Source organism: Nocardiopsis sp. NPDC007018 (assembly GCF_040635075.1).
In the GTDB taxonomy this organism is placed as follows: domain Bacteria; phylum Actinomycetota; class Actinomycetes; order Streptosporangiales; family Streptosporangiaceae; genus Nocardiopsis.
The window spans coordinates 35,185-59,855 of the sequence record NZ_JBEYHA010000025.1; the positions used below are offsets into that span (position 1 = coordinate 35,185).

The following is a 24,671-nucleotide window of genomic DNA, read 5'->3' on the forward strand; positions in this document are numbered from 1 at the left end:
ATCCGAACACGGCCCCCGTGGACTCGGCCGCGTGCCAGCTCGGGTCGGTCAGACCGCGCTCAGCGCGGAGACCAGCGTCGGGGAGAGCTCCCGCACGGAACCGTGCGCGTGGTACCGCGCCAGGGTCTGGTGCAGGCGCCGCAGGTCGATGCGGACTGTGGCCGAGTCGACTCCCGGCGTGCCCGCCAGGAGATCCCCGGCGATCGCGCAGGAGTGCTCGACCTCTCCGGACAGAGCGTGGGCGAGCGCGCGACGAACACCGAAGCGGGTTCGTGCCCGGACCGCGTTCTCCGGCAGACGCGCGCACTCCCGGTCGAGGATCTCGGCCGCCTCCTCCACGCGGCCCAGGTCGACCAGGCACCACCCGTGCGTGACCCCGACCGGGTCGCTGACGTGGCGTGATCCGAGGACCTCCGGGTCACCATGGTGGTCGGACGCCCGTTCGGCCCGATCCGTGGCGAGGTGCTCCCGGGCCCGTTCCAACGCTCGTTCGCAGGAGACCAGGTCTCCGACGAGTGCGTGCCCCTGTGCCTCGCGTTTGGCCGCCAGCCCGAGGACGCGCGGCGACGTCGCCCGGCCGCGTTGCGCGCGCCGGGCCAGGTCGATGGTCCTCGGCCCGTCGTGTGCGTACAGGGTGACCAGGGCCTGGCGCACCAGTGCGTAGTCTTCCATCTCCGTGTCCCCGCCGGCCGAGGCGAGGGAAACGGCGGTGGTGGTCCAGGACAGCGCCTGCTGTTCAGAACCGGTCTCCTGGGCCATCCACCCGGTGTACTCGGCGAACCGAGCCGCCAGACGCAGGGTCTCCTGCCGCTGGCCGGTGGGCGCCGAGGCGGCCAGCTGACGCAGGGCGTTGGTCTGGGCGATGGCGATGGGGAACACCATCGACGGGGCGGCGTGCTGGCCCAGGTTCCTCAGCTCTCCCAGCTGGGCCCGGAAGCTGGTGAGTGCGGACGAGGCGTCGCCGGTGGTCCTCCGCGGTGCTTCCCGCGTTCCGGGCCCGGTGCCCCATCCGGGCCCCAACACGCTCAGCGCGCCTAGCGAGAGTGCGGTCCGACGGTCCATACCGGCAAAGCCCGTCGTACCGTCCGGGGTCATGCTCATGAGCCATACCTCCTGATCGACAGTGGGAGGCTCCGCCGGGGCGGTCCGACCGTCCGAGGTGACGCGTTCGCTGGTGATTCCGGGAGCCAGCGCGGCCAGCTCCCCGCCCGCCTCCAGCGCGGCGTCACAGGCCCGCACCAGGTCTTGGGAGGGGCTCTTCGCCCCGGTCTCCACCTTGCTCAGGTGACTCTTACTGAAATGGATTCTCCGGTTCAGGTCCTCAAGGGTCATCCCGGCTTCCTGCCGGCGTCGGCGGAGCTCGGCACCGAACATTCTCGTGACCTCACAGGGGGTGTGCGGGGGTGTCCCGGTGCCTGTCGTCACGGACGGAGGGAAACGGGCCGGGACGGACTGGCGAGGGCACTGGGCGGACACAGGGGTCATATCCGGACGGTCACGGACGGAAACGGAGTGTGGGCGAGCGGGTCGGGGCGCCCTATGGAGATCCGGAGGGACCGTGCGCGCAGAACGGGGGGAACCGGTGCGGAGCGGACGCCGAGGGGCCGCCGAGTCGACGTTGGTGGCGCGTCCGCGCTGGTTCTCGGGCACACTGGCTTGAGGACCCTTTCTTCCCCACCCCCAGCCCCCGTGCGAGGAGACACCCCGTGGCCACCTTCGCCCGTATCCGTCTGGCGGCGGTCATCGTGGTGCTGATCGTTCCCGCGGTGCTGTTTCCACTGGTCGGCGGCTGGGCGCTGCTCTGGCTGCCCTGTGCGATGGCACTGCTGGGCGCGGCCCTGGCACGCCCGGAGCTGTTGGCTGCCGCGCTCGGGCCGCTGACGGCCCGGCTCGGGGTCGAGGAGGGCGAACCGCGGAAGGAGACCGACGTGCGAGACTCCGCTGGCGAGCTCCGCGAACGCCCGGACCAAGGCGACGAGCCCGCGCCGGTCGAGGCGCCGCGCGGCCGGACCGGGACGCGGGGGGTGCGCACACGCCGGATCGACCTGCCGAGCGCCGTCGACGACTACGCCTTCGGGTTCTCCGCGCTCGTCCACTGGCGCTGGGCCCACCGGGTCGACCTGAGCCTGCGCAACCCGGCGGGGCCGGCGGTCCGCTCGGTGGTGCTGCGCGCCCGCGAGGTCCTGCGGGACGTGCACCCGAGCGATTGGGCCGTCGCCGAGAGCGAGCTGGAGTCGGCGTTCGCGGTGGAGGAGCCGGTCTGCGGCGGGACGATCCAGGTGTGGGCGGAGAGCGTCCGCCTGGACCTGGACGACGAGGACGAGGTTCGCCTGGACCGCATGGCCCACCTGCGCAAGGACCGGGCGCTGTGGGCGGCCGAGCACGAGGCCGCCCGTGTGCGCGCGTCGATGTCCGACGAGATCGGGGACGTGATCGGTCCCGGAGGCGGGACCCGCCCCGGCCGCGAGCCGGAGCCGCGCTACACGGCCGCGGCCCACGACCTGCCCGGGGCGCCGGACCTGGTGGACCTGTCGGACGTGGCCGTGGTGCACGGGCCCCACGGGACGACCGATCTCCGGGAGGACCTCGACCAGGGGCCGCCCACCCCCGGGAGCGGGGTGGACGAGGAGGGCTACGAGAGCTACTGGTGGCCCGCCGAGCAGGAGCCGGACGAGGGCGGCATGGAGCAGGACGTCCAGGTCGCCATCCTGCGCGGTCTCATCGACTCGGTGGAGGGGGAGGCCGAGCGCGCGGCGTTCGTCCGTGAGCAGGTGGAGATCCTGGAGCGGAGCGGGTTCCCCGACGTCGCCGAGCGTATCCAGTCCGTCTACCCGGAGCGCTGACCCCGGGCGTTCGGCTGCGCGGGCCCCGAGCCCGCCCCGGTCGCGCGGTGCGGGTGAGGGCGCGCGCACGAGTTCACACGCTGGCGACCTCGGGCGCGTACGCCGCGTGCAGCACCAGCGCGGCCGCGCCGATGGCCCCGACGTCCTCGCCGATGCTCGACGGTTCCACCCGGACCCGCCGCACAGAGCGGGCGATCGATCGCTCGGACACCGCATCGTGCAGCGTGGAGCCGTACAGCCCGCCGACGTGCGACATCCCCCAGCCGCCGAGCACCACCAGGGGTACGTCGACCAGGTTGAGCAGCGTGGTCGCGGCCTGGCCGAGGCGCCGCCCGGCGGCGTTCACCACCTCCAACGCGACGGGGTCCCCGGCGTGGGCCTCGCGGCACACCCTCCGGTAGGCGGCGACCGTGCGGGCCTGACCGCGTTCGAAGTCCGACGCCTCGCCCCGGCGGCGGGCCGCCTCCGTGGCCACCGCGTGCGGCGCGACGTAGGTCTCCAAGCATCCCCGGCTCCCGCACGGGCACAGTGGTCCGAGCGGGTCCACCGTGACGTGACCGATCTCGGCGGCGTTCAGGGTGGTGCCCCGGTAGACGCGCCCGTCCAGTACCAGGCCGCCGCCGACTCCGGTGCCCACGTAGACGAAGGCCATGTCGGAGGAGCGCTCCTCGCCGCCCGACCAGCGCTCGCCGATGGTCGCGGCGGTGGCGTCGTTGTCGATGACCACCTTCAGCCCGGTGCCCTCCGCCAACGCCTCGCGTAGTGGTACCGACCGCCATCCGGGCAGGTGGGGAGGGGTGACGACGCCTCCTGCGGTATCGAGGGGGCCGGGGGTGGCCACCCCGAGGCCCAGGATGCGGCCCGGGACGTCCGCCTGCTCCACGACGGACCGCACCGAGCGGCTGAGGGCGTCGATCACCCGTCGGGGCCCCTGCGACGCGGGGGTGCGGCGGCGGCTGCGCGCGACGACCCTCCCGGCCAGGTCGGTGACGACCAGCGTCGTGGAGGCGGGGTCGATGTGCATGCCGACCGCGTAGTAGGCGCCCGCGTTGAGGCGGAGCACCGTGGCGGGCTTGCCCCCGCGCGAGGTGGCGCGGCCGTCCTCCAGAACCAGCCCGCCCTCCAGGAGCCTGCGCACGATGTTGGAGACCGTCTGCGCGGTGAGCCCGGTCCGCTCGGCCAGTTCCACCCGGCTGATTCCGTCGGAGCGGCGCACGGCGTCCAGCACCCTGCTCTGGTTGAGCCCGCCCAGCCACAGCAGGTTGGTGCTTGTACGCATACGCCGATTCCTCTTCCGCCCGACCGGGCCGCCGACTGACCACATGAGGGTAACCGCCCCGGAAGGGTCCACTTCACCCATTGTCTTTATCCAAGGTTTTTAGTAAGCAAGTGATGTGAGTCACGTGTCGGGGGCTACGGGTGCCCGGCACCCACTTCGTCGCGAGGGGCCCCGATGAGGAGAATCCGACGGAACACCATTCGTGCGGCGGTCGCCGTCCCGCTCCTGGCACTGGTCGCCTCGGGCTGCTCGGCTGGAGCGGAACGGGACGCGGACACCGTCCGCGTCGTCTACCAGAAGTTCGGCACCTTCATCGCGATGGACTCCCTGATGCGCCAGGTCAAGGAGGAGTTCGAGGACGCCAACCCCGGCGTCACCGTCGAACTCCACGCCGTCGAGGCGCAGGCCGAGGACTACCAGACCCAGGTCAACCTCATGAACGGTTCCCCCAGCGAGGCACCGGACCTCATCTACCAGGACACGTTCACCATCAACCAGGACGCCGACGCCGGGTACCTCATGCCGCTCGACGACCGGTTCGACGCCTGGGACGAGCGGGACCAGTACAGCGAGCAGGAGGCCTCGGCGGTCACCTCGCTGGACGGCCAGCGCTACGGAGTGATGCTCGGCACGGACGTGCGCGGACTCTGGTACAACACCGAACTGCTGGAGCGGGCCGGGATCGCGACCCCCTGGACCCCGTCCACCTGGGACGAGGTCCTCGACGCCGCCCGCACCGTGCGTTCCGAGCTCGGTGACGGCGTGGTGCCGCTGAACGTCTACTCCGGAACCCCCGCCGGGGAGGCCGCCTCCCTCCAGGGCTTCCAGATGCTGCTCAGCGGCACCGGGGGAACCCTGTTCGACGACGAGACGCAGCGCTGGGTGACCGGCGGCACCGGGTTCACCGACTCCCTCGGGTTCCTGCGGACCCTCTACGAGGAGGACCTCACCCTCGACCCCCAGGACGCCCTCGACGCCAACGTCGGCACGGTCAACAACGAGGAGCGCTTCCCCTCAGGGCGGATGGCGATCAGCCTGGAGGGCTCCTGGGCCACCCAGTCCTGGATCGCGGAGGCCAACCAGCCGTGGCCCGAGTGGGAGGAGGTCATGGAGTTCACCCCGATGCCCACCCAGGAGGGGCAGGGCACCGGAGCCACCAGCATGTCCGGCGGTTGGGCGCTCTCCATGGGGGCCAACGCCACCGACCCCGACCTGGCCTGGGAGGTCATGACCCACGCACTCAACCGTGAGAACGCCGTCAAGTTCGCCGTCGAGGGCGGACAGATCCCGGTCCGCGCGGACGTCGCCGAGGACCCCGTCTTCCTGGAGGCCTCTCCGATGGCCGGGGAGTTCGCCGCACTGGTCGACATCACCGGGTTCCGGCCCGCCTACAGCGAGTACCCGAGGATCTCCCTGGCCGTCCAGGAGGCGATGGAGGGCGTGATGCTCGAACAGGCCACCCCGGAGGAGGCGGCGCGGGCCTACGACGAGGAGGTCGAGGGCATCGTGGGGCCGGACCGTGTCACGACGGGCTCCTGAGCGGTGTCCGCGGTCGGGTCGCGCCAGCCCCTGGCCCGGGCGGCGCGGTGGGTGGTCCCGATGGCCCCGGCCCTGTTCCTGCTGTTGGCCTTCTTCGCCGGGCCGATCCTGTGGACGGTGTGGGCCTCCCTCACCAACGCCGCACTGACCGGGGCGCAGGCCGCGCACACCGAGTTCGTGGGGTTCGACAACTTCTCCCAGCTGCTCGCCGACCCCCGGTTCCGGACCGCCACGCTCCTCACGGCGGTCTTCCTGGTGGGGTGTGTGGCCGGGCAGACGGTCCTGGGGCTGGCCCTGGCGCTGCTGCTCCAGAACCGCCACGGCGCGGTCCGGGCCCTGGTGGGCGCGGTCGTGGTCGGCGCCTGGGTGGTGCCGGAGGTCGTGGCAGGGTTCGTCTGGTACGCCTTCCTCGAACGGGAGGGCACCCTCAACTCGGTGCTGGCCCGGGTCGGAGCCGATCCCCAGAACTGGCTGTTCACCGCCCCGCTCCTGGCCGTGGTCCTGGCCAACGTGTGGAAGGGCACGGCCTTCTCGATGATGACCTACTCGGCGGGGCTGTCCGAGGTCCCCGGTGAGCTCAGGGAGGCGGCGCGGGTGGACGGGGCCTCCGGGTTCCAGGTGCTGTGGCACGTGGTCATCCCGCTCCTGCGCCGTACCCTGGCCACCACGCTGCTGCTGGTCACGCTCCAGACCGTGCAGGTGTTCACTCTCATCTTCGTGATGACCTCGGGCGGGCCGGGAGCCCGCAGCACCACGCTCCCACTGCTCATGTACCAGGAGGCGCTGCGGATGGGCGACCTCGGGTACGGCACCGCCATCGCGCTGGCGCTGCTCGTGGTGGCCGGGCTGTTCTCGACCGTCTACGTGTGGATGCTGAGCAAGGAGGAGCGGTGAACGACGAACCGAACGAAGGCGGGGGCGGCGACCGGCGGCGGCACGGCGCCGCGGGTCGGGCCCGTGCGGTGGTCAGTTCCCCGAGCCGGGTCGCGGGTACCCTCCTCACCCACCTCGTGCTGGGCGTCCTCGCGGTGTTGTTCCTGGTGCCGATGCTCTGGATGCTCGTGGCGGCCGTCGACCCCGAACCGTCGTTGCGGGCCAGCGCGCCCTCAGGGTTCACGCTCGACCACTTCAGGGCGATCCTGACCCCCGAGACCGTCTACCTGCCGATCTGGAACAGCATCCTGACCTGCGGGGGAGCGGCGCTCATCACGGCGGTGTGCTCGATGCTGGCCGCCTACCCGCTTTCCCGGTACAACCTCCGGTTCCGCAGGCCGTTCCTGTACACGGTGCTGTTCGCCACCGGGCTTCCGGTCACGGCGATCATGGTGCCGGTGTACGGGATGTTCGTGCAGGCCAACCTGTTGAACTCGCTGGTCGCGACCACCCTGTTCCTGTCCGCCAGCACTCTGCCGTTCGGGATCTGGCTCACCAAGAACTTCATCGACGGCATCCCGATCGCCCTGGAGGAGGCGGCCTGGGTGGACGGGGCCTCGGCCTGGCAGTCGATCCGCCACCTCGTGGCACCTCTGCTCGCGCCCGGGCTGGCGGTGGTCGCGATCTTCACCCTCGTCACCACCTGGGGCAACTTCTTCGTCCCGTTCATCCTGCTGACGAGTCCGGACAAGATGCCCGCGGCGGTACGCGTGTTCACGTTCTTCGGCCAGTACGGTTCGGTGCGCTACGGCGAGCTGGCCGCGTACTCACTGATCTACACCGTGCCGGTCGTCGTGCTGTACATGGCGGTCTCACGGGCCCTGGGCGGCCGTTTCGCCCTGGGTGGCGCCGTGAAGGGGTAGATCCCGTCTCGACCAGCACACCTGGCGACCACGCTCTCCCGGGCCGGGACGGGAAGGGCAGAGGCGCGGTGACCGGGGCCCGGGCCCGGGACGGCGGGCCCGGGCCCCGGAGTCGGTCAGCGCTCCAGGCGCAGGGTCAGGATCTGGAACGGCCGCAGTGAGAAGGACACCCGACGGGGTCCGGGCTCCGACGAGGGAACCGGCTCGACGAGCAGCTCCGGGGCCTCCTCGTCGTCCTCCTCCAACAGGTTCACCGCACGCACCCCCGTGACCGGGAACCCGGTGCTCACCGTGGCGCGGGCGCGGCCGCCGCGCGCCTCGTACATCCGCACCACCACGTCGCCCGAGCGGTCGTCGGCGAGCTTGACCGCCTCCACCACCACGCCGGGGTCGTCCACGGCCACCAGCGGTTCCACCTCGGCGTCACCGGGCACCTCGCGCACCGGCAGGTTGAGACGGTAGCCCTCGCGCACGGCGTCCCCGACCTCCGCCCCCGGCGCCAGCGCGTACCGGAACCGGTGCTCGCCCTGGTCGGTGTCGGGATCGGGGAAGCGCGGGGCGCGCAGCAGCGACAGACGCACCGTGGTCGTGGTGCCACCGTCGTCCCGGACGTCGCGGGTCACGTCGTGGCCGTAGGTGGAGTCGTTGAGCACCGCCACCCCGTACCCGGGCTCGGCCACGTGCACCCAACGGTGGGCACAGATCTCGAACCTGGCCGTGTCCCACGACGTGTTGGTGTGCGTGGGGCGCCTGACGTGGCCGAACTGGATCTCCGACGACGACTCGTGCGCGCGCACGTCCAGCGGGAAGGCGGCCTTGAGGAACTTCTCCCGTTCGCGCCAGTCCACGACCGTCTCCACGTCCAGTCGCCGGGTACGAGGGGACAGGGAGATCACCTGGACCACGGTGGAGTCGCCGAAGGAACGGGTGACGCGCAGCGCGACGGACGCGGAGCCGGGGGGCTCGGGCTCCACGCTCTCGACGTCGGTGAGGTCCACCGTGGTGTTGCGGTAGAACTCGTCCACGTCCCAGGCGTCCCACTGGTTGGGCAGGTCCTGGTGCACCTGGAGCAGGTTGCCGGGGCGTCCGGGCGCGAGCACCTCCCGGCCCCCCGCGCCCGCGGACAGGTCCAGGACCGAGGTGACCAGCCCCCGCCCGTCCACCCGTACCCTCAACAGCTCGTTCTCCATGACGAAGCCGCCCGGAGTGAGCGGGTCCGGGCCGAGGAGGGCGGACCCGGGGACCCCGTCGCCCATCCGGTGCCGGGGCAGGGCGCCCAGGGCGGGGACGCCGTCCAGTTCGTGCGGCGTCGGGTTGAACACCACACCCGACGATCCGGGCTCCTGTCCGCCTGCTCCGTCACCGGCCAGCCGGTCCTGCGCCAGCGCGATGATCCCCTCGAGCTCCCGTGCCACCCGGGCGTAGGTCTCGGCTGCCTCCCGGTGCACCCAGGCGATCGAGCTGCCGGGCAGGATGTCGTGGAACTGGTGGAGCAGCACCGTCCGCCACAGCTCCTCCAACCGTTCGTACGGGTAGGGGGCGTCCGTGCGCACGGCGGCCGTGGCCGACCACAGCTCGGCCTCGCGCAGCAGGTGCTCCGATCGCCGGTTGCCCTGCTTGGTCGCGGCCTGGCTCGTGTAGGTGCCGCGGTGGAACTCCAGGTACAGCTCGCCCCACCACACCGGGGCGTCGGCGTACTCCTCGTGCGCCTTGGCGAAGAAGCGTTCCGGGTGCTCGATCTCCACAGTCGGCGAGCCCTCGAGGTCACGCAGGCGCGCGGCCCGGGCGAGCATCTCGCGGGTGGGTCCGCCGCCGCCGTCGCCGTGCCCGAACGGCACGAGGGAGCGCGAGGCGCCCCCCTTGTCACGGAAGTTGCGTGACGCGTGGGCCAGCTCGGCGCCGGTGAGCTCGGCGTTGTAGGTGTCGACCGGAGGGAAGTGGGTGAAGACGCGGGTGCCGTCCAATCCCTCCCACCAGAAGGTGTGGTGAGGGAAGCGGTTGGTCTGACTCCACGAGATCTTCTGGGTGAGGAACCAGCGCGAACCCGACAGCCGGACCAGCTGGGGAAGCGCCGCCGAGTACCCGAAGGAGTCCGGTAGCCACACCTCCCGCGTGTCCACTCCCAGTTCGTCGCGGAAGAAGCGCTTGCCGAGGACGAACTGGCGGGCCAGCGCCTCCGACCCGGGCATGTTCGTGTCGGACTCCACCCACATGCCCCCGACCGGGACGAACCGCCCTGCCTCGGCGGCCCGCACGACCCGGGAGAACACCTCCGGACTGTGGTCCTTGAGCCAGGCCCACTGCTGGGCCTGGGACATCGCGAACACGAGCTCCGGGTGGTCGTCCAACAGCGCCACCACGTTGGCACTGGTCCGCGCCACCTTGCGGACGGTCTCGCGCAGGGGCCAGAGCCAGGCGGAGTCGATGTGGGCGTGTCCCACGGCCGACACCCGGTGGGCGCTGGCCGACGCGGGGGAGCGCAGCGCCGGGGCCACCGCCTCCCGGGCCCGCTCCGCCGTACCGGGAACGTCCTGGAGGTCCAGGGCGTCCAGGGCACGACCCAGGGTGCGCAGCAGCTCCCAGCGGCGGGGGTCGCCGGTGTCCAACTCGCGCATGAGCCCGCCCGCGACCTCCAGGTCCAGGGCCAGCTCCCACACCTGGCCTTCGAAGACGGCCAGGTCGGCGCGGGCCAGCCGGTACAGCGGCCGGTCCTCGGGGCCGAGCCCCGAGCCGAGGTCCGTGGGCCGGAACGGTGGATCGCCCAGGATCACCGGGTTGGCGGCGGCCTCCACGTGGAATTCGACGGTCTCGCCGCCGTCCACGGGCGAGCCGACCGGAATCCAGGCGTTGCGGGGGTTGAGCCCCTTCACCACGGTGCCGTCGGCGAGGTGGACCAGACCCTCACACTGGAAGCCGGGCATCGCGTCGTCGAAACCCAGGTTGACCACGGCCTCCACCGTGCGACCGGCCCACTCGGCGGGCACCCGGCCGCGCAACCGGAACCAGGTGGTGCCCCAGGCCGGGCCCCAGGCGTCACCCACCCGGGCGGGCGCGTGGGGCGCGCCGATTCCCTCCTCCGCCGGGACCGGTTCCCCGGGCGCGTCCCAGCGGCCCACCTCCAGGGGGATCGAGGTCGTGTACACCGCGGGCCACACGCGTTCCCTCAGAACGCGGTCCAGTCGTGCCTCGGTCAGCCGCCGGTCGTCGTGCACGGTGGGTCTCCGTTCGGTCGTCCCCTGGCAGATGCCGCGTACACTGCCAGCGCTTCGACACTTCGTCAATGCTTTGGACGAAGTCCGTTCGGGGGGTGTCGCCGCCGCACCGGGCGAGCGGGACAGGAGGGCGGGGTCCGCGGGCGCCGCCATAGCGCATCCATCCGAGTTCCACCCCTGTCGATCGACAGGGGGCCACCCCGCCGGTCGTCAGTGTCGGCCCCGGTGCCCCGATTCCTAGCGTGGTTCCAGATAGCGGGACACGTGAGGGAAGGGACCCGATGACGACCACACCGTCGCGACAGCGCGACACGGTACTCCAGGCGAGCGAGCTCGTCCGGAGCTACGGAGAGGGAGAAACCGCGGTCACCGCCGTGGCGGGCGTGAGCCTCGCCTTCCACACCGGGGAGTTCACCGCGATCATGGGCCCTTCCGGCTCCGGAAAGTCCACGCTCATGAACCTCCTGGCGGGCCTGGACACCCCCACCTCGGGGCGGGTGCTGGTCGAGGGAAGAGACCTCTCTCGGCTCACTGACCGGGAACTCGCCCGGCTACGGCGCGAACGTGTCGGCTTCGTCTTCCAGTCCTTCAACCTGTTGCCCGCGCTCACCGCCGAACAGAACATCCTGCTTCCGCTGCGGCTCTCCGGCCAACGCCCCGACCGGGCGCACCTGGACGAGGTCGTGGCGTCGCTGCGGATCGGTGACCGGCTCGCCCACAGACCCCCGGAACTCTCCGGAGGACAGCAACAGAGGGTCGCCGTCGCCCGCGCCCTGCTCACCCGCCCCGCCGTGCTCTTCGCCGACGAACCCACCGGGGCCCTGGACGTCACCAGCGGCCGGGAACTGCTCGAACACCTGCGTTCGGCCAGCACCGAACTCGGCCGGACCATCGTCATGGTCACGCACGACCCCGTCGCCGCCACCTACGCCGACCGGGTGCTGACGATGTCCGACGGGCTCCTGCGTGACTCCCTCGAACGGCCCACCACCAACGAGATCCTCACCGCGATGGCCCGAACGGAGACCCGATGCTGAACCTCGCGTGGGCCCAGCTCCGCGCCCACCCCGCCCGGCTGTTCGCCGTCCTGCTGGCGGTCGTGCTCGGCACGCTCTTCCTCGCGGCCACGGCGGTGTTCTCCTCGACCTCCAGCGCGGGCCTGCGCGCGGTGGCCGCCGCGCCGCTGACCGTCGCCGACGTGGTCGTGGACCTCGACCCGCAGGGCGCCGACCCCGGGCCGGACTGGGCCGACCGGGTCGCCGCACACCCCGACGTCACGGCGGTCGCGCCGGTCCACGCGCGCACCGTCGAGGTGGTCACCGACGCCCTGCGGGGAACCGCCAACGTCTACGGGCTCGCGGACGACCCCGGGCTGCGCTGGTTCGACCTGGTCGAGGGCGACTGGCCGACCGGCCCCGACGAGGTGGTGGCCGACACCGCCACGCTGGAGTCGCTGGGGCTCGCGGTGGGGGACACGGTCCGGCTCGTCGGGGGTCACGACCCCGCGCGCGAGGGTAGGGCCGGGGAACGGGTCCATGAGGACGGCGCGGGGGACAGCGCGCGGGAGGGTGCGGCGGCGGGCGGTGCGGTCGGGGACGCCGCGCCGGAGGGCGCTGACGTCGCCCCGGCGGTGGACGCCCCGCAGGGGGCGGGCGCGGCGGACAGCACGCACGAGGTCACGGTGGTGGGCAGCACCGACCCGGGGTTTCGACCTCTGACCGGCGTGCGGCACACCTTCCACGCCCCCGCGGCGTACTTCGCCGGAGACACCCCCCTCACCGTGCTGGCCAGCACGGTCGACGGGGTCGCCCCCCAGGACGCGGTAGACGGCCTCACCGGCGCCCTGCCGGGTGACCTGCACGTGATGACCGCCGAGGAACAGTCCCGGATGGCCGCCGACCGGTTCGCGGGCGGTTCCCAGCAGCTCGGCCTCCTCCTGCTCGTGTGCGCGCTCATGGCCCTGCTCGCGGCGGCGATGGTCATCTCCAACACCTTCACGATCCTGCTCTCCCAACGCCGTCGCGACACCGCGCTGCTGCGCCTGGTCGGCGCCGATCGCCGTCAGTTGCGCGAGCTGGTCGTCACGGAGGCCCTCCTCATCGGGCTGACCGGCTCCCTGATCGGGGCCGGAGCGGGCATCGCCGCCGGATACGCGGGGGCCTCCCTGGCCGGGATGGCCGGAGACGGTCTGCGTCTGGCCCCGCTCCCGTTGCTCGGCTGCGTCGCGGCGGGGGTCGGCACCACCGTGGCCGCCGCCTGGTTCCCGGCGCGCTCGGCCTCCACCACCGCTCCGGTCGAGGCGCTGAGGTCGGCGCCGTTGGACGACGGAGTACACCTGCGCCGCAGACACGTGCTCGGGGCGCTACTCGCGCTCACGGGGCTGGCGACCATGGCCCTCGGCACCTGGACGGGGTCGCTGCCACTCGCGATCGCTGGAGGCTTCGCCGGGGCGATCGGTCTGCTCCTGGCGCTGCGCCACCTGATCGCCCGACTCCTGCGCTGGGCACATGGTCCGCTGCGCCGGATGGGCGGGGTCGCGGACCTGGCCGGAGCCAACCTCCGCCGGGACACCGGCAGAGCCGCCACCGCCACACTCGCCCTCGTCCTGGGGCTCGGCCTGATCAGCGCCCTCACCACCGCGGCCGCTACCGGCAGGGCCACCATCGACGGTGACCTGGACTCCCGCTACCCGGTGGAGGTGAGCGCCCGCGCGGACACGGGCTCCGTCGACACCGACACAGTGGAGCGGATACGGGCGATCGAGGGGCTGGAGTTCGTGGAGGCACCCCGGACGGCTCCGGTGACGGTCCAGGGGTGGGACGGGGTGACCCTGATCGGCGTCTCGCCGCGACTCGCCGAGGTCGTCGGTGCCGACGAGCTCCTCGGCACCGGAACCGGCACGGGCGTCGGCGGAGGTTCCGACCGGGGAGCCACCGGGGGGACGGAGCCCGTCATGCTGGTCTCCGGCGATCAGTTGAAGGCGCTGGGCGCCGTACCCGGGCAGAGCACCGAACTGGTCCTGGACGGCACCGCCCGTACGTTCACCCTGTACCCGTCCGCCCTGGCCACCGCCTCCGGAACGGCCGCGCCGGTGGTCCTCGAGGACGTTCTTGACGGTGTCACCCGGGGCTGGGATCAGGGCGTGGTGTGGGGGGTGGCGGCCCCTGGAGCGGACCGGGAGCACCTCGCCGACCAGATGGACCTGGCGGCCGGGGCTGATCCAGGTGTCGCGGTCAGCGGAGCACTCAGCGAGAGGAGGGACCTCACCGAAATCCTTGACCTCTTGGTCGCGCTGGCCCTGGTGATGCTGCTCGTCACCGTGGTCATCTCCAGCCTCGGGGTGGCCAACACGCTGAGCCTGTCGGTCCTGGAGAGAACCAGGGAGACGGCCCTCCTGAGAGCTTTGGGCCTGAGCCGGGGCGGTCTTCGTGGAACCCTCGCCGTCGAAGCCGTGGTCATCTCCCTGCTCGGAGTGGTCCTGGGAGTGCTGGTCGGCCTGCCGTACGGCGTGCTCGGGGTGGGCGCGATCGTGGGGCGCACCGCGCCCCTGGTGGTGTCGGTTCCCTGGGCGCAGCTGGGACTGCTCCCGGTCGCCGCATTGGCGATCGGTGTACTCGCCACCCTCGCACCCGCCGTTCGTGCCACCCGTATCGCGCCGGCCGAAGGTCTCACCCGGGCGTGAACGCTCATCCGAGCCACCCTCGTCCGGCGGCTCGCGCGGGATCGTCCGCGATTCGGGTGGGGGCCGTCGAGACCCCGTTCGGAGCTCGATCCGGGGCCGGAGCCCAGCCGGGGCGACGGCGCGCCGCTGGTGTCGGCCCTGGGAGCGACGCCGCTGGGGTCCACGCCGTGCCGGGAGCCACTGCGCCGTCAATACCCCGATCGGCGACGCCCCCGGTTCCGTCGGCGCGACCGGGGGCGTCGCGGTTGGACGGCTGGTGGCAGTGCGGTCCCGGTGCCCGTGACAGGGCCGACGACGGCCGTGTCACGGCCGATGCCGCTGGACCCCCGACTGGAAACGGGGGCCGGAGACGGTTCCGGCGCCGGACCGGTCCCCTCTCGGGGGGCACCGGCCCGGGTCCGTCAGACCGGCCTCGTGCGCGATCGCCGCCGCCTCCACCCGGTTACGGACCCCCAGCCGACGCAGAATGGTACTCACGTGCCCCTTCACCGTTCCCTCCACCATGAAGAGCCGACGCCCGATGTCTCCGTTGGACAGCCCGATGGCCAGCAGGTGCAGTACCTCGTGCTCCCGGGCGGTCAGCCCGGCGAGGCGCTCCCGGGCGCGCAAGCGGGCGGTGGAGCGTTCGTGGGCCATGCCGTCGAGGACCCGGCGGGCCACCTTGGGGGAGAGGAAGGCTCCGCCCTCCGCGACCGCGCGCACCCCCAGCAGCAGTTCCCTCGGGTCTCCGGTTTTGAGCAGGAACCCGTCCACACCGCTGTCGAGGGCCCGCACCACGTACTCCTCCTCGCCGAAGGTGGTCAGGATGACCACGCCGACGCCCGGTACGGCCCTGCGGATCTCGACAGCCGCCTCCAGCCCGTTCATGCCCGGCATACGGATGTCGACCAGGGCCACGTCCGGCCGGTGCGACCAGGCCATCTCCACCCCCTGGCGTCCACCGGAGGCCTCGGCCACCACCTCGATCTCCGGATCGTTGCCGAGCACTGCCCGCACGCCCGCGCGGACCATCGCGTCGTCGTCAACCAAGAGCACCCTGACCACGCTCACACCCCTTCCCCCGTCCTCACGGCAGTACCTCCGCCGAGACCAGTCTCAGCGAGTCGAAACAGAGCCGGTAGCTGTCGAACTCACCGGAGAGCACGTCCGCGCTGGACCGGTAGTGGCGGCAGTCCAGCCCCTCGGGTTCCTCGGGCCAGGACGCGGCGGTCACGGCGCCGGGGTTCAGCTCGCGAGCGGGGAGGAGGGCTTCCACCTCGGCTCGGTCCTGACCGACGCGCAGGTCATCGTAGACGCCCGGATCGAGGGTGGAACTGGCCGCCTCGTGCGTGGACATCCCCAACAACAGCCCGTACCCGACCATCGCGGCGAGGATCGGAACGGTCACGATGGTGCTGATCGCCCACAGGGTACGACGACGCACGCGTCGTTGCGGATGCTCCTCGATCTCCCCCGGGATCTCGTCCACCCCTGGAACCTCGTCGTCCGCCCCGCGGTCAACGGCGGTCCGGGCGCGGAGCCCGCAGCTGTCGGCGTCGCGCGGTTTCCGGTTCCCGCCCGGATCGTGACCACCGCGTCGACTCCCCTCGCGCGACCGTCGCCGCCCGTCAGCCCCCTGGTACGGGCCCCCGTCCCCGCTCCCAGATCCGGACCCGCTGATGGTTCTGTGGCCGGACCCAGGGCCGGGACCGGGTCCGAACACCCCTGCGGACGTTCCCGCCGGGTGGCCGACCGTGGCGGAGGCGCCCTGAACGGCCCGGTCCCCTTCAGCGCCGCCGGTCGCTTGGGCGTCCTGAGCCGGGCCCGGCTCCCGCGTCGGGAGCTGGGCCACCACCACCCAGTACCCGTTGTCCGGTCCGGCGGTCAATGCGCCCCCGGCCAGGTGGACCCGTTCCCGAAGCCCGACCAGGCCGCTACCGGCCCCGGGGGCGGGGCGCCGGTCGCCCCATTCCCGGGGCAGGGGGTTGCACACCCGCACCCCGACCGAGCCCGAGCCACCGTGCAGTTCCACCCGCGACTCCGTGTCCGGTGCGTGTTTGGCGACGTTGGTCAGGGCCTCCTGGACCACCCGGTACAGGGCCCGGTCGACCATCAGGGGAAGGTCGACCAGCGGGCCGCGTTCTTCGAGGGTCACGCGCAGACCCGCCTCGCGCGCGTCGTCGACCAGCCGGGTGAGACCGTCCCCGGTCGGGGCGAGCGGAGCGGGATCGGCGTCGGTGCGCAGGACGCCCACCGCGACCATCAGCTGTTCGGCCGCGCGGCCGGCCGCCTCCCGGAGCTGCCCGGCCTGGGCCCGGCGCTCCTCGGGCAGGTCGGGTGCCGTCTCCATCGCACCGGCACCCAGCGCCAGCAGGCTCAACTGGTGGCCCATGGCGTCGTGCAGGTCCCGGGCGATACGCGAGCGCTCCCGCATGCGTGTGCGCTCGGTCCTCAACCGCAACTCCCGCTCCAGGGTTCGGGCCCGCTCCCAGCCCGCCCGTTCCAGGGCGGAGGTGCTGCGCAGGTACAGGCCGAGCAACCACGGCAGCACCACCGCGAACACGGCGAGCACGCCTCCGGTCACCCACAGGCCCACGGGGTGGCCGCCGACCACCAGCGCCCCCACTCCGACCAGGCCCGCCACGGCGTGGGCGCATCCCGCCGCGCGCGGGTCCCGGGACAGTCGTCCGGTGAGCATGGCGGGCACCGGGACGGCCATCAGCAGGAACGGCCACCGCGGGGCCAGGACCAGCAGTAGGAGCGTGGCGGCCAAGGCCAGATCGCCTGCTGACACACGGCACGGTCGGTGGTGGGTGGGAGAGGAACGCATGGTGGGAACCTAGCCCGCCGGATGGGGCCGCGTCCCCTGTCGAAAGTCAGGGTGGGGACGTTGGGCCAGTGAAGATGGCACCGGTGGCGGGGCCGCCGTCCCAGGAGGACCCCGGAGAGCGGGGGCGGCCCATGAGTACGGTCCCGTCCACGCGTCCACGGGTTCGCGTGCCCGGAGCCGCTTGGCTTCCCACGGGCCTCGGAATCCCGGGAGCGCGCCGCCCGGCGCGCGGAGCCCGCACGGCCGTGCGGTGACCGTCCGTGTCGTACTTCCCACTCCTTCGAACCCTTCCCGGGGCGAACTTTCGCGTGTTCGGAGCCCGGGCGCGTGGCATCCTGGGAGCGACACACCCCGGGGAGGAACCCAGCACATGAGCATCGACGCCTCACGGGACCGGTCTCGGTCGGTCCTCGGTTCGCTCACGGAGAGTGCCAGCCTGCGCGCCCGGGTGACGGAGGTGCTGCGTGAGGCCATGATCGCCGGGGAACTCGAACCGGGCCTCGTCTACTCGGCCCCCGCTCTCGCCGAACGCCTCGGCGTCTCCGCGACCCCGGTGCGCGAGGCCATGATGGAACTGACCCAGGAGGGGCTCGTGGAGACCCTCCGGCACCGGGGCTACCGCGTGGTGGAGTTCAGCGACGTCGCCCTGGACGAGCTCATCGAGCTCCGTGCGCTCATCGAGGTCCCCACGGTCGGCCGGGTCGCCGCGACCGCCACGCCCGAGCAGATCGCGGCGCTGCGTCCGCTCGCCGACCGGCTGACCGAGACCGCCGAGACCGGGCGGTTGCGCGAGTTCATCGCCAACGACATGGCCTTCCACCTCCAGCTGCTGTCGATCGCGGGTAACCGGAGGCTGGTCGAGGAGGTGCGTCGGCTCCGTGGGATGTCACGGCTGTCGGCGCTGCGCGGCCTCTATGAGCAGGGGCGCCTGGTCGACACCGCGCAGGAGCACCACGCGCTGCTGGATCGCCTCGAAGCGGGTGACGTGGCCGGTTCCGAGGCGCTCATGCGACACCATCTCGGGCACGTGCGGGGGGTCTGGGCCGGTCGGGCGGAGGTCTGAGGCCGGAGGGGAGACGCACGCATCAGGTAGCTGAGCTGCTTCGATTCGGTCACGGGTCTTGATTCGGGGAGGGTGCAATTGTACGTTGCACAGGTTCCCATCTTGAGGCCCCGCTTCGTCGGGCCCTGATCCGAGGAGTTGTGAGTGGCCTCGCAGCACTCGGTGGTCGGTAAACCGGCCACCAACCGCCGTGTACTCTTTGGCAGCCTGAGCGGCAGCGCGATCGAGTGGTTCGATTTCTTCCTGTACGCCACCGCCGCGGCGCTCATCTTCGACAAGCAGTTCTTCCCCAACGACGATCCCGTGATCTCGTTGATGCTGTCGTACCTGACCCTGTCGCTCACCTTCTTCATCCGGCCGTTCGGTGGGATCGTCTTCTCCCACATCGGCGACCGGATCGGGCGGAAGAAGACCCTTGTCATCACCCTGTCGCTCATGGGCGGCGCGACGGTGGCGATCGGTCTCCTGCCCACCTACGACCAGGTCGGTCTCCTGGCGCCGGTCCTGCTGATCCTCTGCCGGATCATCCAGGGCCTCGCGATCGGCGGAGAGTGGGGCGGCGCCCTGCTGCTGGCCTACGAGTACGCCCCTGAGAACCGCCGCGGCTTCTTCGGCTCCGTGCCCCAGACCGGCATCACCATCGGCATGCTCATGTCCACGGTCGCCTTCGGGCTGGTCAGCCTGCTCCCGGACGGTGCCTTCGAGGCCTGGGGCTGGCGTATCCCCTTCATCGCCAGCATCGTCCTCGTCTTCGTCGGCCTGTGGATTCGCAAGGGCCTGGCCGAGACGCCCGCGTTCCGCGAGGCCAAGGAGAGCGGCAACGTCGCCAAGCTCCCCATCCAGGACACCCTGCGCGACCACTGGCGGTCCGTGCTCGTGGCGGTCGGCGCCAAGGTCGTCGAGACCGCGCCGTTCTACATTTTCGCGACCTTCGTGGTCAGCTATGCGACCGGCACGCTCGACATCCAGCAGTCCGTGGTCCTCAACGCCGTCAGCGCGGGCGCGCTGGTCAGCACGTTCGCCATCCTGCTCATGGGCGCGCTCTCGGACCGTTTCGGCCGCCAGAAGGTCTACCTCGGCGGGACCCTGCTCATCGCCCTGTTCGCGGCGCCCTTCTTCATGCTGCTCGACCTCCACATGAACTGGGCGGTGTACGCGGCCGTCGTGATCGCCCTCGGTGTGGCCTGGCCGCCGGTCACCGCCACCCTCGGCACCCTGACCTCCGAGATCTTCACGACCCGCGTGCGCTACACCGGTGTGACGCTCGGCTACCAGATCGGCGCCGCGCTCGCGGGTGGAACCGCCCCGCTGCTGGCGACCTGGCTGCTCGCCCGCTTCGACGGCGCCTGGTGGCCGATCGCCACCTACCTGGTGGTCCTCGCCGTCATCTCCTTCACCGCCGTCGCGGTCTCCGGCAGCGTGGTGCGCAAGGAGACCGCCCTCATCGAGGCCCGTGAAGGGGCCTCCCGTGACGAACAGCCCGAGGTGTCCGCATGACCCCGACCCAGACCGGCCTGCCCCTCGTGAGCGCCGGGGAACTACGGGAGCGGATCGGCCCCCGCCGGGCGTTCGAGCTGATCGAGCGCGCCCTGCTGGACGGCTTCGACCCCTCCGAGGACCCCGCCCGGGTCCACGCCGGGGCGGGGGACGGGCACCTGTTGCTCATGCCCTCGACCCTCGGCGACTGGGTCGGCGTCAAGGTCGCGTCGGTGTCTCCGGACAACCCCGCTCGTGACCTGCCCCGCATCCAGGCCGTGTACATGCTGATGGACGCCAGGACCCTCACGCCCAGGCTGCTCGTCGACGGTGTCGCGCTCACCTCGCTGCGCACCCCGGCCACCTCCGCCGTGGCGGTGGACCGGCTGGCCGCGGCCGACGCCTCCCGGCTCGTGGTGTTCGGCAGCGGCCCCCAGGCGGTCGAACACGTCGTCGCGGTGGCGCAGGTCCGTACGCTCACGAGCGTTCGGATGGTCGGCCGTACCGCGCACCGTGTGGACGCCGCCCTCCGGGAGCTCGCTGAGCGCGGCATCGTCGCCGAGGCGGGGGCCGGGTCCGACGTGCCCCAGGCCGACATCGTCGTGTGCGCGACCTCGGCCAAGGACCCGCTGTTCGACGGTTCCCTGGTCAGGGACGGGGCATGCGTGGTCGCCATGGGTTCGCACGAGGCCGACCGCCGCGAACTGGACGCCGCCCTGATGGGGCGGTCGTTCGTGGTGGTCGAGGAGAGCGGCGCCGCCCTGCGCGAGTGCGGCGACGTGGTGCTCGCCATCGAGGAGGGCACCCTCACCGAGGCCGACCTCGTCGGCCTCGCCCCGCTCGTCCGGGGTGAGGTGGCCCGGCGTACCGACCGGCCCAACGTTTTCAAGGGTTCCGGTATGTCCTGGGAGGACCTCGCTGTCGCCGTGGGTGTCGCACCCACCCTCTGACCGGTCCGAGGGCGGACCAGTCGCCCGGGCCGAACCGTCCTGTCGGCCCGTGTGACACCGGGCTCCGCACCGCGAGACGCATCGCGGTGCGGAGCCCTTTCCGTCGGGTCCGGGACGGGCGCGCCGCCCCGGCGCCGGCCTCCAGGCAGGCCCACCGGGTTCGTTTCCACGCGGTACCCGTCTCCAACACGCGTGACGCGCCCGACCGCGAGGCAGGGGTTGACTTCGAACGCGCTCGAAGTCCTGGTGTTCACGTCGTGAACCACGACACCACCGTGCCCGTACGAGGTCACGGCCCGTATCCGCTGCACCGATCCCGCGCGGGTTCCGGAGGCCCGCGCCGCGCTGGGCGACCTGGCCAGGCGGACCCGGGACGAGCCGGGCTGTCTCGGGTTCTCCGTCCCTGCGGTGGCTCGCCGCGGACCGTCGCACCGGCCGCAGCAGGCCGATCGCTCGTAGTACCGCAGTGTGTGGGGGGAGAGCCCGGAGCGCTCGGACATCAGCGCGACCGTGAGTCCCTCGGCGCCGGTTTGGTCGTGCACACCCGGCAAGGTACCGGGTTCCGGTCGGACCGGGAGGACGGGGCGACGGGATGACGGGGCGCGGCCGGGTGCCCGGCGGAGGCCGCCGCGCGGCTGACTTGTTTCGGTTTGTTGTGAAATGACGTTTTATGGTTTCCGGATATTGCCCGGCGGAAATTCCGGGGTGATTCCGTGTGTGCGGGGGGCTCCGTGAGGGCTCTGTTTGCCTTGTGGGGTAATGGTGGTTTTGGTCCGGGTGAATACCCCCGTTGTTTGTCGATTGCGGTGTGAATTTGGTAAATTCCTCGTAGTTGAAGGCGCGGCTCCACGTCTCGCCGGAATCGTTTTTCGGTCACAGTTGGAAGGTGTAGGCACACACCGTCATGCGTCGTACCCTGACCCGCGCGACGGCGGCCTGTGCGAGCCATGCCCTGGTTCTGGTACTGGGGGTGGCCGTGGGGGTGGCCGCACCCGCCGCAGCTGACGAAGGCGTCACCGCCCACGGGCGGGCTCCCGCGACCTTCTCGGAGTCCGTCGACCCCGTCTCCGGAACCGTGCCTCCCGAGCGCGGTACACGGAATCCCCCGGATTCCGCCGACGCCGTTTCCGGGGAAAGCGCTTTCGGATCGTCTCGCGCAAACCCGATGTCCGCCGAGGTCGCGAGTTCCCGGTCGGCGTTCGTGGATCGCGCCTTTCCGGACCTGCCCTCCCGCGTGTCCGAAACCGGAAGTGTGGGCACGGGGCGCCTCGCGTGGGAGGACCGCGTCTACACCCGAAGGGCCCTCTTCCGATTCCCGGTGGCACACGATTCCGGTACCGCGGTGGAATCCGCCGTTCTCCGTGTGGAGGTGGCCTGGTCCTACGACTGCGCGAACGACTCCCTCGTGGAACTGCGCCGGGTCGGACCCTTCGACGAGAACGCCACCTGGAACGACCAGCCCACGGCCCACGAACTGCTGGACACCCGGAACGTGCGCGGCGGTCACCCGTCCTGCCCGGTCGAGGGCGGTGTCGAGTTCGACGTGACCGAGGCCTACCAGCGGGCCCTCGACGCGGGGGAGGACCACCTCCACCTCAGGATGGGCGAGCGCGACGAGTCCGGAACCACCGCGTGGCGCCGTTTCGACGTCGCCGACGCCCCGCCGGTGCTGGTGGTCGACCACGCTCCTGCGCGGGACGCGAACCCCTCAGCCGAGGACACCCGTGCCACGACGGCGACAGCGGGCCCCGGTCCCCGCCTCGATCCAGCCCCCGGCACGTATCGGCACGACTCCACCGCCGACCCCCTACCTCCCGTGGAGCTCCCCGCGGTCCCACCGACCCGGCGAATCGACCACGTCGCTCTCACCGACCCCACGGGCATCCACCGGGTCGACGAGGAACGCACTCCTGGCTCCCGTACACACCACACGGCTGTCCCTGTCGGCGAACGGTCGGCCGACGACACCGCGGACCGGGCGAGGGGACCCCCATCCCCCCGCCACACGACGACCGACCCCGGGTGCGACAGCCTGGGAACCGGTTGCCCGTGGACGTCCCCTCACACCGACACGTGATCCTCGGGCGCGGACGCGTATCGGTGCGGCGCAGCGGTCATCGCGGCACGGAGCACCATGGTGGGGTGCCACCGGCGGTCGGTGAACCCGTACCCTCCCACCCGGCCACCGGGCGCAGTGGCCGAAGGCGGAAGGTCCGGTACCGCGCCAGCCGAGAGAGCGAACGTCCCGGAACCCGGACGTGCCCGGAGCGGAACCCGGCGGGGCTCCGCACCGGGAAGCCGCGGAGGCCCGGAGCCGCCTGTGTGCGTGGGCAGCACACAGGTGTACTCCGGGCCGCCGCGGAGCGTTCGCGTGCCACGAACAGCACACGTCGCTCCTGGAAGGAGGTTCAGGTCAGGGCGTCGACACCCTCGTAGTCGGCCAGTGGGGCCGCACCGGTGGTCGCGTACTCCAACAGGAGCACACCAGCCGGGGTGTCATCGCGCCCGACCAGGCGCAGCCCCGTGCTCTGCGACGGGCTCCCGCAGCCTCCGCACGCCCTCCACGTCACGCAACACGGTGGTGGGAGCCCACGTCCCCTCGGCGAGGGTGGAGCTCACGACGTACTTGGGGAGCGAGTTCATCCGTACGGTGAACGGGTCGGGCTCGGTGATCCGGGGCCAGTCGCGCGCGAAGGCCTCGTAGGTGCGTCGACCGAACAGCAGACCGTCCGCGTGGTCCAGCCACTCCGAGGCGGTCCGCACGAACGCCGCGTCCATGAAGGGAACGAACCAACCGCCGCGACCGAAACCGTCGGAGGTGTCCTCGTCGGCCGACCCGGGCCCCTGGCTGACGCCGTCGAGCGAGACGAACTGGGTGAGGGTGATCTTCACGCGGGCTCCTCTCCGACGGCTCGACCACCGTCGCCGGTCCAGTCTCACACCCGGGCGGCCCCCGTCCCCGTATCCACGCCGGGTGGCCCGCATCGTCCCAGGAGACCCGTCCCGTCGGGTCCATGAGTTCGGGACTGATGGTGGCCCGCGTCGACACCGACCGCATCGACCCCTCCTCCAGGACCGCGCGCGAGCAGTGCGAGATCCGCTGACCGCGGGCACGGCCTCAGACGGGGTCGGCGAAGGCGCCGCCGTCCTCGGGCAACACCTGGCCCCCGTCGACGACGATGGCCTGGCCGGTGACGAACGACGCCCCCGGGCCTGCCAGGAACATGCAGGCGGCGGCGATGTCGCCGACCTCCCCGATCCGCCCGAGAGGGATCGCCGCGCGCATGCGTTCGAGGTAGTCCGGTCCCATCTCCTCCAACCCCTCGGTGCGCACGTTGCCGGGCAGCACGGCGTTGACGGTGATCCCCCGTGGCGCGAGTTCCAGGGCGGCGCTGCGCATGAATCCCAACTGGGCCGCCTTGGTCGCGCCATAATGCGACCAGCCCGCGTACCCGGTCAACGGTCCGGTGATGGAGGAGGTGATCACCACCCTCCCCCTCCCCGAGAGGGTCAGGGCCTCCACCGCCGCCCGTACCGTGAGCACGGTGCCCTTGAGGTTGGTGTCGATGACCCGGCCGAGTTCCTCCGGGTCCATCGTCACCAGCGGGGACGAGGGGAACACTCCGGCGTTGGCGCAGACCACGTCGAGCCCGCCGGTGTTCCGCACGGCCCGTTCGACCACGCGCGCGCAGTCCACGGGGTCGGCCACGTCACCGACGGCCCACTCCATCCCCGCGACATCGCGAGCTGCCTCCCGCGCCCTGTCCTCGTCGCGCCCGACGACCAACACCTGGTCCCCGGCCTCGGCGAACGCCCTGGCGATGCCGAGCCCGATCCCCCTCGTGCCGCCGGTCACCAGAACCGATCTGCCCACAGCCGCCCCCCGTCGCCGGACCGGTCACCGTCGTACCCCGCGAGGGGACGGCGGAACCCCGCCCCTCAGGCCTTCGCGGCGCCGTCACGGGGTCGCGAGCGTGCCCGGTGCTCCTGCCTGGACACGTGCGCCCCTCCAGCGCACCCGC

At 72.0% G+C, this 24,671-nt stretch carries 17 protein-coding genes; 10 read left to right on the plus strand and 7 right to left on the minus strand.

Going from position 1 to position 24,671, the window contains the following annotated elements:
* Positions 1-48: 48 nt before the first annotated feature.
* A complete protein-coding gene (locus tag ABZ635_RS15850) occupies positions 49-1,374 on the minus strand; it encodes a helix-turn-helix transcriptional regulator (protein WP_357764992.1) in 1,326 nt (441 codons plus the stop codon).
* A 332-nt stretch (positions 1,375-1,706) separates the two neighbouring features.
* Between ABZ635_RS15850 and ABZ635_RS15855 the strand changes: the two genes are divergently transcribed.
* The gene (locus ABZ635_RS15855) at positions 1,707-2,843 is read left to right on the plus strand and encodes a hypothetical protein (RefSeq protein ID WP_357764994.1); all 1,137 of its coding nucleotides are present in this window, start codon (positions 1,707-1,709) and stop codon (positions 2,841-2,843) included.
* 73 nt (positions 2,844-2,916) lie between these two features.
* On the opposite strand, the gene ABZ635_RS15860 is transcribed toward ABZ635_RS15855, so the two are convergent.
* Entirely contained in the window at positions 2,917-4,122 is a 1,206-nt protein-coding gene (locus ABZ635_RS15860) for an ROK family transcriptional regulator (RefSeq protein WP_357764996.1), read from the minus strand.
* A 174-nt stretch (positions 4,123-4,296) separates the two neighbouring features.
* Here ABZ635_RS15860 and ABZ635_RS15865 point away from each other — a divergent pair, with 174 nt between their 5' ends.
* From ABZ635_RS15865 to ABZ635_RS15875, 3 genes are all read left to right on the plus strand, one after another.
* On the plus strand, positions 4,297-5,661 hold the full coding sequence (locus ABZ635_RS15865; RefSeq protein WP_357764998.1) for an extracellular solute-binding protein: 1,365 nt from the start codon (positions 4,297-4,299) through the stop codon (positions 5,659-5,661).
* 60 nt (positions 5,662-5,721) lie between these two features.
* Positions 5,722-6,555, plus strand: coding sequence for a sugar ABC transporter permease (locus tag ABZ635_RS15870; protein WP_357765001.1), 834 nt, complete (start codon positions 5,722-5,724; stop codon positions 6,553-6,555).
* Positions 6,556-6,623: 68 nt separating this feature from the next.
* Positions 6,624-7,457, plus strand: a complete 834-nt coding sequence (locus tag ABZ635_RS15875) for a carbohydrate ABC transporter permease (protein ID WP_357765078.1) — start codon at positions 6,624-6,626, stop codon at positions 7,455-7,457.
* A gap of 116 nt (positions 7,458-7,573) precedes the next feature.
* On the opposite strand, the gene ABZ635_RS15880 is transcribed toward ABZ635_RS15875, so the two are convergent.
* Complete coding sequence (locus ABZ635_RS15880) at positions 7,574-10,669, minus strand: glycoside hydrolase family 38 C-terminal domain-containing protein (RefSeq protein ID WP_357765003.1); 3,096 nt, start codon at positions 10,667-10,669, stop codon at positions 7,574-7,576.
* A 281-nt stretch (positions 10,670-10,950) separates the two neighbouring features.
* Between ABZ635_RS15880 and ABZ635_RS15885 the strand changes: the two genes are divergently transcribed.
* Complete coding sequence (locus tag ABZ635_RS15885; RefSeq protein ID WP_357765006.1) at positions 10,951-11,706, plus strand: ABC transporter ATP-binding protein; 756 nt, start codon at positions 10,951-10,953, stop codon at positions 11,704-11,706.
* The gene (locus ABZ635_RS15890; RefSeq protein WP_357765009.1) at positions 11,700-14,351 is read left to right on the plus strand and encodes an FtsX-like permease family protein; all 2,652 of its coding nucleotides are present in this window, start codon (positions 11,700-11,702) and stop codon (positions 14,349-14,351) included. Before ABZ635_RS15885 ends, ABZ635_RS15890 begins: the two co-directional genes overlap by 7 nt.
* A 303-nt stretch (positions 14,352-14,654) precedes the next feature.
* Here the strand turns inward: ABZ635_RS15890 and ABZ635_RS15895 are convergent, their stop codons facing one another.
* Positions 14,655-15,395 carry a response regulator transcription factor gene (locus tag ABZ635_RS15895; protein WP_357765081.1) on the minus strand — a complete coding sequence of 247 codons (741 nt, stop codon included), beginning with the start codon at positions 15,393-15,395 and terminating at the stop codon, positions 14,655-14,657.
* 22 nt (positions 15,396-15,417) lie between these two features.
* Positions 15,418-17,124, minus strand: a complete 1,707-nt coding sequence (locus ABZ635_RS15900; RefSeq protein ID WP_357765012.1) for a histidine kinase — start codon at positions 17,122-17,124, stop codon at positions 15,418-15,420.
* 406 nt (positions 17,125-17,530) lie between these two features.
* Between ABZ635_RS15900 and ABZ635_RS15905 the strand changes: the two genes are divergently transcribed.
* The 4 genes from ABZ635_RS15905 (at position 17,531) to ABZ635_RS15920 (ending at position 22,726) form a co-directional block, all read left to right on the plus strand.
* Positions 17,531-18,223, plus strand: a complete 693-nt coding sequence (locus ABZ635_RS15905; RefSeq protein WP_357765015.1) for a GntR family transcriptional regulator — start codon at positions 17,531-17,533, stop codon at positions 18,221-18,223.
* 144 nt (positions 18,224-18,367) lie between these two features.
* Positions 18,368-19,720: an MFS transporter gene (locus tag ABZ635_RS15910; RefSeq protein ID WP_357765018.1), complete on the plus strand. Its 1,353-nt coding sequence runs from the start codon at positions 18,368-18,370 to the stop codon at positions 19,718-19,720.
* A complete protein-coding gene (locus tag ABZ635_RS15915; protein WP_357765021.1) occupies positions 19,717-20,649 on the plus strand; it encodes an ornithine cyclodeaminase family protein in 933 nt (310 codons plus the stop codon). The genes ABZ635_RS15910 and ABZ635_RS15915 overlap by 4 nt, the downstream gene beginning before the upstream one ends.
* A 1,165-nt stretch (positions 20,650-21,814) precedes the next feature.
* Entirely contained in the window at positions 21,815-22,726 is a 912-nt protein-coding gene (locus ABZ635_RS15920) for a DNRLRE domain-containing protein (RefSeq protein ID WP_357765024.1), read from the plus strand.
* A gap of 419 nt (positions 22,727-23,145) precedes the next feature.
* Here the strand turns inward: ABZ635_RS15920 and ABZ635_RS15925 are convergent, their stop codons facing one another.
* Positions 23,146-23,541: a dihydrofolate reductase family protein gene (locus ABZ635_RS15925; protein ID WP_357765027.1), complete on the minus strand. Its 396-nt coding sequence runs from the start codon at positions 23,539-23,541 to the stop codon at positions 23,146-23,148.
* A 226-nt stretch (positions 23,542-23,767) separates the two neighbouring features.
* Positions 23,768-24,523: a 3-oxoacyl-ACP reductase FabG gene (gene fabG / locus ABZ635_RS15930; RefSeq protein ID WP_357765030.1), complete on the minus strand. Its 756-nt coding sequence runs from the start codon at positions 24,521-24,523 to the stop codon at positions 23,768-23,770.
* Positions 24,524-24,671: the final 148 nt, after the last annotated feature.